This is a genomic window from Amphritea opalescens (assembly GCF_003957515.1).
GTDB classification, from domain to species: Bacteria; Pseudomonadota; Gammaproteobacteria; order Pseudomonadales; family Balneatricaceae; genus Amphritea; species Amphritea opalescens.
In genome coordinates, this window is sequence record NZ_RQXW01000007.1 from 21,535 (window position 1) to 35,895 (window position 14,361).

Sequence of the window (14,361 nt, forward strand, 5' to 3'; positions counted from 1 at the left end):
AGCGCTTGGCACTAAGGTTTTAAATTATAAAATTAGAAACGGAGCAATCCTTACATGCGAATCATTCTTTTAGGTGCCCCTGGCGCCGGCAAAGGCACTCAGGCTCAGTATATCTGTGAAAAATATGGTATCCCTCAGATTTCTACCGGCGATATGTTGCGGGCAGCGGTTAAAGCTGGCACCCCTCTGGGCATTGAAGCTAAAAAAGTAATGGATGCGGGTGGTTTGGTATCCGATGATATTATTATTGGTTTGGTGAAAGAGCGTATCACTGAATCTGATTGTGCTAATGGATTCCTGTTCGACGGTTTCCCTCGCACTATTCCCCAAGCGGATGCGATGAAAGATGCCGGTGTTGCGATTGATGCCGTTGTTGAGATCGATGTGGCTGACGAAGAGATCATCAAGCGGATGGCCGGTCGTCGTGTTCACCCAGGCTCAGGTCGGACCTATCATACAATCTTCAATCCACCTGCGACCGAAGGTAAGGATGATGTGACCGGTGAAGCTCTGGTGCAACGTGAAGATGATAAAGAAGAAACCGTGCGCCAGCGTTTGGATGTTTATCATGACCAGACCGCGCCATTGATCAGCTACTATAAAGGTTGGTCTGAAACCACGGCTGCCGATGCACCGAAATATAACTATATTCCTGGTGTTGGTGGTGTCGAAGATATCCGCGATGCGGTGTTCGCCTCGCTAGAAAAGTAACTCTTTAACGAGTTTATGACAAACCGCTCACTTGAGCGGTTTTTTATTGCCTGAGATTCCGCGATAATAACGCTTTGCTTTCAATTGGACATACATTGATGACTCAGCCCAAAACAGCGGTGCTGCTGGTGAACTTAGGTTCGCCGGACCAACCCACCCCCGCCGCAGTTCGTCGTTATCTTAAAGAATTTTTATCGGATCGCCGAGTCGTCGAAGGTGATGGGCTAATGCGGCTGATCTGGCTCACCGTGCTGAATGGTATTATCTTGACCTTTCGGCCGCGTAAGGTCGCCAAACTGTACGCCTCGATTTGGGATCAGGATTCACCGTTACGGTTGATACTGAACCAACAGGTGGCGGCGTTACAGCGGGCATTACAGCAACAGATGCCCGCTCAGAATATTCAAGTGTATTCGGCGATGACCTATGGCAACCCAGGCTTAACGGCGCGGCTTGAAGAGTTAACTGACGCGGGCTATCGAAAAATTCTGGTGCTGCCACTGTATCCGCAATATTCAGCAACGACCACGGCCCCTATCTATGATCTAATCTCTCGTTTTCAGATGAAAACCCGTGATTTTCCCGATATTCGCGTGATTCATGATTACCATGATCATCCGCTCTATATTCAGGCGTTGGCGGAGTCTGTGCAGGATTTTCGGGAAGCTCATCCTGCGAGTGATAAATTGATACTGTCCTACCATGGTATTCCGCAAGAATATGCCGCCAAAGGTGACCCCTATCCTGAGCACTGTCATCGTACTTCAGAACTGCTGGCCGAAAGGTTAGGTTTGACGGCAGACCAGTGGCAAACGACCTTTCAGTCCCGTTTTGGGCCGAAAGCATGGTTGCAGCCCTATACCGATAAAACGCTAGAAGCCTTGCCTGAGAGTGGAGTGAAAAAAGTGGATATTATCTGTCCGGCCTTTTCGGCGGATTGCCTTGAAACACTCGAAGAGATTGCCGTCGAGAACCGCGATGTCTTTGTGGGCGCGGGCGGCGAGCAATATCAGTATATTCCTGCGTTGAATGCCGATGAGGGGATGATTAATCTGCTAGTTCGCTTAGTAAAAGATAACAGCTCGGGCTGGTTTAATCTGGCCAATACAACTAATACAGAGAATGAGATAAATAATGCGTCCTGAATATATCTTTGGTATCCATGCGGCCAGCACCACGTTAGAGCGCGACAGTAAGCGGGTTAAAGGGATGTGGGTGCTGAAAGGGCGGGTTGATGGACGGATGCAGAAGCTGCTGGATCTCGCCGCTGAGAAGCACATAGGTATTGAGCGTGTTACACGTAAAGAACTGGATGTGATGGCTGAAGATGGGGTGCATCAGGGGGTTGTTGTGGCCTGTGAACCTATTCAGGCAAAGAATGAACAGTTTCTCGATGCGATGTTGGATAAGCTGGAAGAACCCGCTTTTCTTCTCGTATTGGATGGCGTCACCGACCCCCATAATTTAGGGGCCTGTTTACGTACCGCTGATGCGGCCGGCGTTCATGCGGTGATCGCACCAAAAGATAAATCGGCGCCTCTGAATGGCACGGCGAGCAAAGTGGCCTGTGGGGCGGCAGAGGTGGTGCCCTATGTGCTGGTGACTAACCTAGCCCGTACTCTAAAAGATCTGCAGCAAAAAGGGATCTGGGTAACGGGTACCGCAGGTGAAGCGGATACGCTTATCTATGATGCGGATCTAAAAGGCCCGATGGCATTAGTCATGGGTGCCGAAGGGCAGGGTATGCGCCGTTTGACGCGGGAACACTGTGATTTCCTCGTTAAAATCGATATGGCAGGGGAAGTTTCATCCTTAAATGTGTCGGTTGCTACGGGTGTTTGCTTGTTTGAAGCGGTTAGACAACGCAAGGCGTAGGCTTTCTTTGTTTCCGCCTTTCAATCTTATAAGCTGACTCATACAGGCTCCAGTTGTGAGCGGGTTGTGTGATCAACATCGACGATCAACGAGATGACTTCAAATCTAGCTTGATCTAAGTGATCAATGTTGAAATACATTAATAATAAGAAGAGATATCATGAAGCACTTTATCGGATTGTTAGCGTTAACAACGAGTATGTCAGCGATGGCTGTTGAGGGGTATCAAGATATCTATCTTGATAAACAGGCCGATATCATTATTCATGGCATTGTCTGTGGTGATGATTTAAATAATCTCAATAAATTAAAGCCCGCCAATATCTATACGAATACGGCTGAAGTTGAAAAAGGCACCTACTACTTCAACTCGGCATATGGTGAGTATTCACTTACATTTAACCCAACCGACAATGATGCGGTGATGGTGCGAGGTCTGTTAACGGCAGGGAAAACATCGACGAGCGATATGAATAAGCAGCTCTGCATTGTTAAAGATGTTGAAGGTTTACCTGCCGCGTTGAGAGGTTATTTGAAAAAAGTGACGCTGAAAGCCAATGATCCCAACTGGGTGCAAACGATGAAAGATTATGCGCTGGTGGCGGGTAAGCCTGCCTTTGGTAAGGGCGAATATTAATCTAGGTTGTCTGTGGTTTGTGTGTAAAAAAAGAGAGCCGAGGGCTCTCTTTTTTGTTCAAGCGACGGCTTTATCGCGCGTCGCGTGGGGCAACTTAATTGCTCAGTTTTCGCTTTCAGCGGCCGCTAAAATATTTTCAGTATGCCGAGCGATCATCGCCTCTTCATTGGTGGGTATTACCCGAACAACCACGGGGCTAGTCGCTTTGCTGATAATCGCTTCACTTTCTTGGTTAGCGTTTTTGTTCAGCTTAATGCCGAGCCATTCGAGTTGATCGCAGACCCGTCGACGCAATGAACTATCGTTCTCGCCAACACCGGCAGTAAACACCAGTTGATCCAACCCCTGTAGCGCAGCACTTAGGCGACCGATTTCCAGCGCGGCACGATAGACGAACATGGCAATGGCTTCTTCGGCTTCGGGCTTATCTGATTTTTTCAGTTCCTGCATATCAGAACTGATACCTGAAACTCCCAACCAGCCGCAGTCTTTATAAATGAAGCTTTCCAGTTGGTCTGTATCCATACCATAGTTGCGCTGCAGGTAGAGCAACACACCCGGATCAATATTACCGGTACGGGTGCCCATCGGTAGGCCTTCTACGGCAGAGAATCCCATCGATGAGGCGATCGATTGTCCATCTTTAATGGCACACATACTGGAACCTGCACCGAGGTGACAGACAATGGTTCTGCCGCTTTCGGCGCCATTGCCTATTTTTTTCAGTGCGTGCTGGATGTATTCATAGGATAAACCGTGGAAACCATAGCGATGTATACCCGCTTCGGTGAATTTCCGAGGAATGGCGTAATGCTGCTCTACATCGGGCTGATGGGTGTGAAACATGGTGTCAAAGCAGAGAATTTGCGGCAGATCGGGTTTTAGGTGCTGGCAGGCACGGATCAGCTTAATACTATAGGGTTGATGAAGTGGCGCTAATGGGATGAGGTCTTCGAGGTTCTTGATAATCTCGTCGTTAACCACCACCGGCGCACTGAACAATTCACCACCATGTACTACCCGATGACCAACGGCTTTGATATCACTGTCGGGTAGGTTTTTGTGCACCCATTGTATCACTTCATCAAGACAGGATTGATGACGGTGATCGATGGCTACCTCGGTCATATCCAACTGATGTCGCTCTAATAGCTCTCCTTGAGAGGACATAACTTTCATGACAGGGGTGTTGAGGATATTGCTTAACTTAATCGTATAGAGATTATCCGCAATATCATCATGACGAAAAAATAGCGCGCATTTTAGACTGGAGGAGCCGCCATTGACGGTTAAGATCAGACTCATATTATTATCTCCTGTGGATGCAGAACCATATGTGATGCTAGGGCGCAGGACGCCAAGCGTGTGAGGGTTCCTTCAGCGCGGCTGTTGAGAATAATTGGAGCCCGTGCGCCCAAAGCGATCCCTGCTGATTTAGCGTCGGCTAAGTAGATCAACTGTTTAGCGATCATATTGGCAGCTTCAAGGTCGGGGGCCAAGAGAATATCAGCATCGCCGGATACCGGAGATGAGATATGTTTGTCGATGGCCGCCTGTAATGAGATGGCATTATCAAAGGCTAGCGGGCCGTCTAGAATGCCGCCGGTGATCTGGCCTCGGTCTGACATTTTGCATAAAGCTGCAGCATCAATGGTGCTTTGCATCGAGGGTTTTACTTTTTCGACTGCGGCGAGAATAGCGACCTTAGGTGCTTTAATACCCAGTGCATGACAGAAGTCTATGGCGTTTTGCACAATATCTTGTTTGGTGAGCAGGTCCGGCGTGACATTGATGGCGGCGTCGGTGATCATCAACGGCTTATGGTAGTTGGGCACATCGAGTACAAAAACATGACTGAGGCGGCGCTCGGTACGAATCCCCAAGGTTTTATGAATCACGGCGCTCAGTAGCTCGGAAGTGCCTAAGTCGCCTTTCATTAGTGTTTCTGCGCGGGCTTCACGAATCAATCGCACGGCGGTTTCAGCGGCAGCATGGCTGTGTTCAACATCGATCAGTTCATAATCGTCGATATTCAGCTCATACTTATCGGCAGCGGCTTTGATTTTAGCGGACGGGCCGACCAGGATCGGTACAATCAAACCCCGCTCAGCCGCTTCAATGGCGCCACTCAAACCGTTGTGTTCGACGGGATGTACCACCGCGGTGGTGACGGGGCGCGCTTTTACGGCTTCTTCAATAAAGAATTCAAGTTGATTATGAATGGGGGGCTTATCTGAAAGAATCATGGCAATACTCCAAGTGCTCAGTCCTGATTTCCGGGGCTTCTACGGTCTAGACGCAGGATTGTCGCGATAGTCATTATATAATTGGTTTATGTACGTTTGTCCTTTAACGTATGACAAGCGTATGAATTTTTCATGATGCAGTGCAACAAGAGAAATAGCTAATACAATGATTCTATAACCAATGCTAGGGTCTTTTCTATGACGCAGGTGCGGAAAAATGATTTTTGTTGTAGGAGAGTAACCATACTGTGGGAGCAGCAGACTGTTGAGCAATCGTTCAGTCGTTGATAATTTAACTTGAACTCTATCCCGTCCAGATGATGTAATCCGGTGAATGGTTTTTGAGAGAAGGGTGAGAGAAATGGACTGTCTATTTTGTAAAATAGTGAATAATGAGATTCCGGCGGAGATTATTTATGAAGATGATCATGTGATCGCCTTCAATGATATCAATCCACAGGCACCGACCCATGCCTTGATAATTCCCCGTAAACATATCGCAACATTAAATGATATTGAGCCTGAAGACTGTGAAGTGGTCGGGCATATGGTGATGGCTGCCAGTAAGATAGCCGAGCAACAGGGCTTTGCGAGTGACGGCTATCGCACCGTATTTAACTGCAATAGTCATGGTGGTCAGACGGTTTATCATATTCATCTACATCTGCTCGGTGGTAAGCCAATGGGCTGGCCGCCTTATCAGGATACGCTGAAAACACCGGTATGATCGCCGGATAAGACAAAACCGCCGATTGGCGGTTTTTTTATGGTGTAGGGCATGGATCAGGCAACCGCATCGGTAGCCATCTGAGCAGGGCAGTGAAGCTGGTTAAGAATGTCGCCATCGGGAGAGACCGATTCAAGATGGATATCGAACCCCCAGAGTCGGTGGAGGTGTTTAAGCACTTCATCGGTGTCGGGCGCTAAGGGTTGTTCGTTGTGCATATAGTGGCGCAGAGTAAGAGAGCGGTCGCCTCTGATATCGACGTTGTAGATCTGAATATTGGGCTCCCGATTGCCGATATTATAACTGGCCGCTAGATCCTCCCGTACTTTTTGATAACCGACATCGTTATGGATCGCGCTGATCTGCATCGTGCTGAGCGCCGCGTTATCGGTGATGGTAAAGAGTTTTAACTCGCGGATCATATGGGGGGATAGGTATTGTAGGATAAAGCTTTCGTCCTTGTAGTTGCGCATGGCATGTTGCAGTGTTTGCTGCCAATCACTGCCGGCGATATCGGGAAACCATTCGCGGTCTTCATCGGTGGGGTGTTCACAGATACGGCGGATATCCTGCATCATGCCGTACCCAAGCGCGTAAGGGTTGATGCCGTTGAAATAGGGCGAATCGAACGGCGGCTGATAGATAACACTGGTGTGGGAGTGGAGGAATTCCATGATAAACCCGTCGGTGACCAATCCTTCATCATGCAGGTGGTTGAGGAGGGTGTAATGCCAGAAACAGGCCCAGCCCTCATTCATGACCTGTGTTTGTCGTTGGGGATAGTAGTACTGAGCTATTTTACGGACAATACGCACTATTTCCCGTTGCCAAGGTTCGAGTAATGGGGCGTTTTTCTCAATAAAGTAGAGCAGGTTTTCTTCTGGGTCTTTAGGAAAGCGGGGAGCACTCTCTTTGACCACATCGTCCTTTTTCGGAATCGTGTTCCAGATCTGATTGAGGTGCCGTTGAATATACTCTTCACGATCGAGGAGTCGGTTTTTTTCCTCTTCCGGGGTGATGGGCTGAGGGCGGAGGTAGCGGTTAACCCCATAGTTCATCAATGCATGGCAAGAATCTAACATCTGTTCCACCGCATCGACCCCATGGCGCTCTTCGCACTTGGCGATATAATTTTTGGCGAACAGTAGGTAGTCAATAATGGCCGACGCATCGGTCCAAGTTTTAAAAAGATAGTTACCTTTAAAGAAGGAGTTGTGACCATAGCAGGCATGGGCGATCACCAGCGCCTGCATGGTCATGGTGTTTTCTTCCATTAAATAAGCGATGCAGGGATCGGAGTTGATAACGATTTCATAGGCCAGCCCCATTTGCCCCCTTTTATACTGCTGTTCGGTTGAGACAAACTGTTTGCCGAAAGACCAATGGTTATAGTTGAGCGGCATGCCTACCGACGAGTAGGCATCCATCATCTGCTCAGAGGTGATGACTTCGATCTGATTGGGATAGGTATCCAGCCCATAATGCTCAGCCAATCGGGCAATCTCCTGATCGTATTGCTGAATGAGTTCGAAGGTCCATTCTGACCCAGTGGAAATCGGCTTTCGCTGTTTCATGGAATCACTCCTTTTTTTCAAACAGTTTACGGAAGACAGGATAGATATCGGATGGCTCAAGGATGGTTTGCATCGCAAAGGTATCGTTAAATTTCTCTTTGATTTGCTCGTATTCTAACCATAGGTTTTGATGGGGGCCGGTGGTGATTTCAACATATGCAAAGTATTGCACCAGTGGCAGAATGCGTTGTTCCAGTACTTCTCTACAGTGGTGCGAATCACCATCCCAGTTATCACCGTCCGATGCCTGGGCTACATAGACATTCCAATCGCCAGGAGGGTAACGTTCATTAATGATCTCTGCACTGAGGTTGAGAGCGCTAGAGACGATGGTGCCGCCGGTTTCCCGGGAATAGAAAAACTCCTCCTCATCGACCTCCTTGGCATGGGTATGGTGGCGCACAAACACCACCTCTATTTTTTTATAACTGCGGGTTAAAAATAGATATAGCAGAATAAAAAACCGTTTAGCGATATCTTTGATGGATTGGGTCATGGAGCCTGACACATCCATGACACAAAACATGACGGCTTTTGAGCTGGGGACCGGAGTGCGGATGAGGTTGTTATACTTCAGATCAAATTCATCAATAAAGGGCAGCCGTTTAATGTGTAGATTTAGGGCTTTAATCTCTTCATTGATGGCGACAATTTTCAAGGCGACCGCTTGACTGGGTAGTTGTCCCTCTAGAAGTTTGATCTCTTTTTTTAGTTCGCGGATTTTACGACGCTCTTTCCCTGACAGCGCAATTCGACGGGCATTGGCCGCCCGCAGTGAGCGTATAACATTGAGTTTGTCGGGAGAGCCGACACTGGTGAAACCCGCGCGGCGAACCTCAAAGCTGGTGGCGTCGCGCAGCTGTTTTTTGATCATGTTGGGCAGTTCGAGATCCTCAAACATGAAATCGAGAAACTCTTCTTGATTGATCTGGAAGGTGAATTCATCTTCGCCTTCCCCCTGATTGCTAGCCTGCCCCTGACCTGTACCGCCGCCACCGCCTTCGGGGCGTTTAATTTCATCGCCCACCACGAACTCTTGATTGCCGGGGAGCACCCGTTGGCGAATACCGCCACTGCCATGGTGAAAGAGCGGCTCGGAAATATCCTTGCTGGGTATGCTGACTTCCCCACCTTGATCAATATCACGGATGCTGCGGGTGTTTACCGCGTCTTCAACGGCTCGCTTAATATGTTTCTTATAGCGGCGAAGAAAGCGCTGCCGATTGACGGTGCTTTTTTTCTTCGCGTTGAGGCGACGGTCGATGATATAGCTCATACAACGCTCTCCTAGTCACGACTTAGGTAAGCCCCTTATTGGGATTTACGCACCCTGATGTACCACTCTGATAGCAACCGAACCTGTTTCTCGGTATAACCGCGCTCGGTCATCCGCTTAACAAATTCACTGTGCTTGTTTTGATCTTCAGTGGAGGCCTTGGGGTTAAAGGAGATGACCGGTAGAAGGTCCTCGGTGTTAGAGAACATCTTCTTCTCAATCACGGTACGCATCTTCTCGTAGCTGTTCCACGCGGGGTTTTTGCCGTCGTTTTCTGCGCGTGCCCGTAACACAAAGTTGACGATCTCGTGACGGAAGTCTTTCGGGTTACTGATGCCCGCCGGCTTCTCGATTTTTTCGAGCTCTTCACTAATCGCCTGACGATTGAGTATATCGCCGGTATCGGGGTCGCGGTATTCCTGATCTTGAATCCAGAAATCAGCATAGGTGACGTAACGATCAAAGATGTTTTGGCCGTATTCAGAGTAGGATTCCAGATAGGCGGTTTGAATCTCTTTGCCGAGATATTCGATATATTTGGGCGAGATATACTCTTTGAGATAGCCGATCAGTTTGTCATGGGTTTCCTGCGGAAACTGTTGCTGTTCGATCTGTTGTTCAAGCACATACATCAGATGAACCGGATTGGCGGCGATCTCGGTGGAATCGAAGTTGAATACCTTGGAGAGAATCTTAAAGGCAAACCGCGTCGAGATACCCTCCATCCCCTCATCAACACCAGCATTGTCCTTATATTCCTGCATCGATTTGGCTTTGGGGTCGGTGTCTTTTAGGTTTTCACCGTTGTAGATCCGCATTTTTGAATAGATATTAGAGTTTTCTGGCTCTTTGAGTCGGGACAGTACGGTAAACTGCGCCAACATATTGAGCGTGTCAGGCGCGCAGGGCGACTGGGCAAGTGAACTGTTTTCCAGCAGTTTCTGGTAGATTTTTACCTCTTCCGACACCCGCATACAGTAAGGGACTTTGACAATATAAACACGGTCGATAAAGGCTTCGTTGGTTTTGTTATTTTTGAAGGTCTGCCACTCAGACTCATTGGAGTGGGCCATAATGATGCCATCAAAAGGAATAGCGGCCATGCCTTCCGTACTGTTGTAGTTACCTTCCTGTGTCGCGGTGAGTAATGGATGAAGAACCTTGATGGGGGCTTTGAACATCTCGACAAATTCCATCATGCCCTGGTTCGCATGGCAGAGTGCACCGGAGAAACTATAGGCATCGGGGTCGTGTTGCGGAAACTCTTCGAGCATACGAATATCCACTTTACCCACGAGACTAGAGATATCCTGATTGTTTTCATCGCCGGGCTCTGTTTTGGCGACAGCAATTTGATTAAGAATCGAGGGGTAGAGTTTAACCACGCGGAACTGGGAAATATCCCCGCCAAACTCATGCAGACGTTTAACCGCCCATGGGGACATCAAGCCTTTGATATAGCGCAGCGGAATATTGTACTCCTCTTCGAGGATAGCGCCGTCCTCGAGTGGGTTAAATAACCCTAAGGGGGATTCATGAATCGGTGAGCCTTTAATGGCATAGAAGGGGGTATGCTCCATCAGGGCTTTTAGGCGTTCGGCGAGTGATGATTTACCGCCCCCGACCGGCCCGAGCAAATAGAGGATCTGTTTACGTTCTTCGAGCCCTTGAGCAGCATGTTTAAAGTAATCGACAATCTGCTCGATGGCATTTTCCATGCCGTAGAACTCATAGAAAGCGGGGTAGCGGCGGATCATTTTGTTAGAAAAAATACGACTCAACTGTGGATCCCGAGAGGTATCGATCAGCTCGGGCTCGCCGATAGCCGCCAGTAAACGCTCTGAGGCACTGGCATAGGCCAATGGATCATTCTTACAAATCTCGAGGTACTCCTGTAGGGAGTATTCCTCTTCCTGTTTGGAGTCGTAACGCGCTTTATATCGTTCAAAAATACTCATATGCCACCTTCCTGCTATAGTCTGACCCGGTTAGGCTAACGTCGCAAATAGCCCGAAACTGGTTGTGGTCTTAGATCACCTACTCACACTGATACTGAGTATAAGTCTAGTTCATGGAGAACTAGCTGGTAGAAAATCTATGATTTTTTTATCCTCGTTGTGGTGAATTGTTTTTTTATTAACTAATTGATTCTTTGGCTAAATCGTCTATTACAGCACGTAAAAACCTTGCTGCTTCTCCTCCGGTTGCCGCCCGGTGATCAAAGGTGAGAGACAGCGGCATCATGCGATGTATCACCACCTGATTAGCGACGGGAACAACCTGTTCTCGAATGACACCCGCGCCTAAAATGGCCACGCTGGGGGGGACAACAATCGGGCTGGCATAACGTCCGGCAATGGTGCCGAAATTACTCAAGGTTATACTGGCACCCTGAAGTTCAGCCGGTGGGATCGTGCGGTTTATGACATCCTCCCTGAGCCGATTTAACCCCTGACGAATATCCTCCAGCTTCCGGTTGCCGATATCTCTCAGCACCGGCACAAACAGACCCTGAGCGGTATCCACGGCCACGCCTAGGTTAATTTGATCCAGCATTCTTCGTGCCAATTGCTGGCCATCGAACCAGCTGTTCAGCGTCGGTTCCGCTTTGCAGCCCGCGGCAACCGCATGTATCAGCCGAATAGTGATATCTTCAGTGGTGGCCCAAGAGTGGATATCCACATCTTCACAAAGTGTCACGGGGACGACCTGAGCATGGGCTAGTGCCATATTTCGAGCCATCTGTTTGCGGACGCCCCGTAATGGTTCAGCTTTGCCATGGGTTTGATCCGTTTTTGCCAGCCGTTCGATATCATTAACCGTGAGTTGGCCATCTTGACCGCTGCCGTGTACATGGTCGGTGGCAACATCGAGGCGCTGGGCCAATGAGCGAACGGCGGGTGTCATTGTTTGACGATAGGCTTGGGTACTAGGCGCGGCGCCGATAAAAAAATGATCCGCCGAGCCGTTATCGGATGCTCGTTTTAACTCTCCGACCACGGTACCACTGTCATCCTCTTCGCCGGCAAACTCCAATAACGGTTCGCCTGTGTGAATGGTCTCACCCGCTTGGCCAAACAGGTGAACGACCACGCCATCCTGGGGTGAGGGAATTTCAATGATTGCTTTTGCTGTTTCAACGGTCACTAATATTTGATCTGTTTTGACGAGGTCACCTTCGCTGATCATCCACTCGACAATTTCAGCTTCGGGTAATCCTTCCCCAAGATCGGGTAGCTTGAAATATTTCATGAGAACTCCAGTGTGGTTTTAACCGCCTCAAGAATGTCGGCGGTATTCGGCATATAGTGATTTTCCATGCGGTAGTAGGGCATGACGGTGTCATAACCGGTTACTCGGTTTATGGGGGCTTGTAGATTAACGAGGCCGCGTTCGGCGAGGGTAGCGGATATCTCTGCACCGACAGCGCAGCTTTTCGGCGCTTCGTGGATAATGACGCAACGGCCGGTTTTTGCCACGGAGGCGAGCATCGTTTCATGGTCAATGGGATTGAGTGTGACAACATCGATTACTTCGCAACTGACCCCTTGTTGGGCGAGATGATCGGCGGCTTCGAGGGTTTCTTTGATCATCGCGCCCCAGCTGATGAGGGTGATATCGTTGCCTTCTCGTAGGGTATAGCAGGTATCCAAAGGGAGAGCCTGACCACTGTCTTCGACCGGTTGAGCATTGAGTCGATAGATCCTTTTGGGCTCCATAAAGAGTACCGGATCGGGGTTACGAATAGCGGCTAACAGCAACCCATAGGCGCGGGCCGGCGAGGAGGGGATCACCACTCTGAGTCCGGGAATCTGGGCAAACAGCGCTTCGGTGCTCTCTGAATGGTGCTCCGGTGCATGGATACCGCCGCCAAAAGGCACACGCAGCACCATCGGACAGTGGAGCCGTCCACGGGTACGGTGACGTAATCGCGCGGCGTGGCCGATGAGGTGCTCCATCGTTGGCAGTATAAAACCCATAAATTGTATCTCTGCCACGGGTTTGAGCCCTTGAGATGCCATGCCGACGGAGAGGCCCGCTATCATTGTTTCGGCCAATGGGGTATCTAAGACGCGTTTAAGGCCAAACTCGTCCCGCAGGCCAACGGTAGCCCGAAAGACACCACCGTTAACACCGACATCTTCTCCGAGGATGATGACTGAGTCGTCTTGACGCATTGCGGATTTCAAGGCGAGATTTATCGCTTCAACCATGGTCATCTTATTCATGATGGCTTCCTCCCGGCTGTGCGTTGCGGATCAAGCGCGCGCGTTGTTCTTGTAAGGCTGCGGGTAGCTCTGCATAGAGAAAATCGATCAGGTGTTCCACCGGCGGATTTTCTTGTTGCAGATAACGCTCTATCCCCTGTTGGATTAACTGAGCAACCTCGTTTTGCCATGCGCTTTCCTGAACTTCGTCCCACCACCCTTTTTGATGGAGAAAGGTCTGTAGACGCTTAATCGGCTCCCGTTCCCACGCGGCTTTTAACTCCTCATTGTTGCGGTAACGGGTAGCATCATCGGCGGTGGTGTGATCTGACAGGCGATAGCTGATGGCCTCGATTAAGGTGGCACCTTTGCCTTCTCTCGCGTGTTGCAGGGCGTTGCTGACCGATTCGTGCAGTGCTATCACATCATTACCGTCAACCTGCTCACCACGGATACCCGCGCCGATCGCCTTCTGGGCCAATGTCGGTGCGCCGCACTGTAAGGATCGGGGTACGGAGATCGCCCACTGGTTATTATTAACCATAAAGACAACGGGGAGTTGCCATGCGCCGGCGACATTCAGCGCTTCCATAAAATCGCCTTTAGAGGTTGCACCATCACCGCAGACGGTGACGACCGCGCGTTTTTCGCCACGTATCTTCATGGCGGTTGCCACACCGGTCGCATGTAGCGCCTGTGTGGCGATCGGCACCGCGTTAGGAAAATCCTCTCCCATCGCTGCGGCGGCATTACCCCGTTCATCACCGCCCCAATAACTCAGCAGGTCTTCCATTGATAGTCCACGTAGCATCTGTAATGCATGGTTACGGTAGTAGGGTACTAGCACATCATTGGGTTGCATGCGTTCACCTAGCACGACTTCGATTGCTTCGGCGCCTAAAAGCGACGCATAAGTGCCCATCTGTCCGGTACGTTGTAGGGCGATAATCTTATTGTCCAACTGCCGTGCTAGCACCATATTGCGGTAGTAACTGACTAAGGTGTCCGGCTGTTCTGTCCAGCTAGGTAGTGGTTGTTCTGCTTGGCCGCTGGCGGAAAGAAAGCGGCTGAAATTGATTTGAGCCTGATAGATAGTTTCCATCGAGA

General features: G+C 49.5%; 13 protein-coding genes. 5 read left to right on the forward strand and 8 right to left on the reverse strand.

The genetic code is table 11. The features are described 5' to 3' along the window. The first annotated feature begins 54 nt into the window (after window positions 1–54). The 4 genes from adk to EH243_RS09150 all read left to right on the forward strand — a co-directional run bounded on the left by adk (window position 55) and on the right by EH243_RS09150 (window position 3,223). On the forward strand, window positions 55–711 hold the full coding sequence (gene adk, locus EH243_RS09135; protein ID WP_126158352.1) for an adenylate kinase: 657 nt from the start codon (window positions 55–57) through the stop codon (window positions 709–711). Window positions 712–809: 98 nt separating this feature from the next. After that, a complete protein-coding gene (gene hemH, locus EH243_RS09140; RefSeq protein ID WP_126158353.1) occupies window positions 810–1,856 on the forward strand; it encodes a ferrochelatase in 1,047 nt (348 codons plus the stop codon). Further along, the gene (rlmB, locus tag EH243_RS09145; protein ID WP_126158354.1) at window positions 1,846–2,586 is read left to right on the forward strand and encodes a 23S rRNA (guanosine(2251)-2'-O)-methyltransferase RlmB; all 741 of its coding nucleotides are present in this window, start codon (window positions 1,846–1,848) and stop codon (window positions 2,584–2,586) included. The genes hemH and rlmB overlap by 11 nt, the downstream gene beginning before the upstream one ends. A gap of 160 nt (window positions 2,587–2,746) precedes the next feature. Beyond that, window positions 2,747–3,223, forward strand: coding sequence for a hypothetical protein (locus EH243_RS09150; protein WP_126158355.1), 477 nt, complete (start codon window positions 2,747–2,749; stop codon window positions 3,221–3,223). A 102-nt stretch (window positions 3,224–3,325) separates the two neighbouring features. Here EH243_RS09150 and EH243_RS09155 read toward each other — a convergent pair whose 3' ends face one another. Together EH243_RS09155 and EH243_RS09160 are read right to left on the reverse strand one after the other, a co-directional pair. Then, complete coding sequence (locus EH243_RS09155; RefSeq protein WP_126158356.1) at window positions 3,326–4,528, reverse strand: acetate/propionate family kinase; 1,203 nt, start codon at window positions 4,526–4,528, stop codon at window positions 3,326–3,328. Then, complete coding sequence (locus EH243_RS09160; RefSeq protein ID WP_126158357.1) at window positions 4,525–5,469, reverse strand: bifunctional enoyl-CoA hydratase/phosphate acetyltransferase; 945 nt, start codon at window positions 5,467–5,469, stop codon at window positions 4,525–4,527. The genes EH243_RS09155 and EH243_RS09160 overlap by 4 nt, the downstream gene beginning before the upstream one ends. A 361-nt stretch (window positions 5,470–5,830) precedes the next feature. Between EH243_RS09160 and EH243_RS09165 the strand changes: the two genes are divergently transcribed. After that, window positions 5,831–6,196 (forward strand): histidine triad nucleotide-binding protein, encoded by a 366-nt coding sequence (locus EH243_RS09165; RefSeq protein ID WP_126158358.1) that lies wholly within the window; start codon window positions 5,831–5,833, stop codon window positions 6,194–6,196. A gap of 56 nt (window positions 6,197–6,252) precedes the next feature. Here the strand turns inward: EH243_RS09165 and EH243_RS09170 are convergent, their stop codons facing one another. From EH243_RS09170 to pdhA, 6 genes are all read right to left on the reverse strand, one after another. Further along, entirely contained in the window at window positions 6,253–7,770 is a 1,518-nt protein-coding gene (locus EH243_RS09170; RefSeq protein WP_126158359.1) for a SpoVR family protein, read from the reverse strand. Between the two features lie 4 nt (window positions 7,771–7,774). Further along, complete coding sequence (locus tag EH243_RS09175) at window positions 7,775–9,046, reverse strand: YeaH/YhbH family protein (RefSeq protein ID WP_126158360.1); 1,272 nt, start codon at window positions 9,044–9,046, stop codon at window positions 7,775–7,777. 35 nt (window positions 9,047–9,081) lie between these two features. Continuing rightward, a complete protein-coding gene (locus tag EH243_RS09180; protein WP_126158361.1) occupies window positions 9,082–11,004 on the reverse strand; it encodes a PrkA family serine protein kinase in 1,923 nt (640 codons plus the stop codon). 178 nt (window positions 11,005–11,182) lie between these two features. Continuing rightward, window positions 11,183–12,298 (reverse strand): dihydrolipoamide acetyltransferase family protein, encoded by a 1,116-nt coding sequence (locus EH243_RS09185; RefSeq protein ID WP_126158362.1) that lies wholly within the window; start codon window positions 12,296–12,298, stop codon window positions 11,183–11,185. Further along, window positions 12,295–13,275 (reverse strand): alpha-ketoacid dehydrogenase subunit beta, encoded by a 981-nt coding sequence (locus EH243_RS09190; RefSeq protein ID WP_126158363.1) that lies wholly within the window; start codon window positions 13,273–13,275, stop codon window positions 12,295–12,297. Before EH243_RS09190 ends, EH243_RS09185 begins: the two co-directional genes overlap by 4 nt. Continuing rightward, window positions 13,268–14,356, reverse strand: coding sequence for a pyruvate dehydrogenase (acetyl-transferring) E1 component subunit alpha (pdhA, locus tag EH243_RS09195; protein WP_126158364.1), 1,089 nt, complete (start codon window positions 14,354–14,356; stop codon window positions 13,268–13,270). The genes EH243_RS09190 and pdhA overlap by 8 nt, the downstream gene beginning before the upstream one ends. Window positions 14,357–14,361 lie beyond the last annotated feature (5 nt).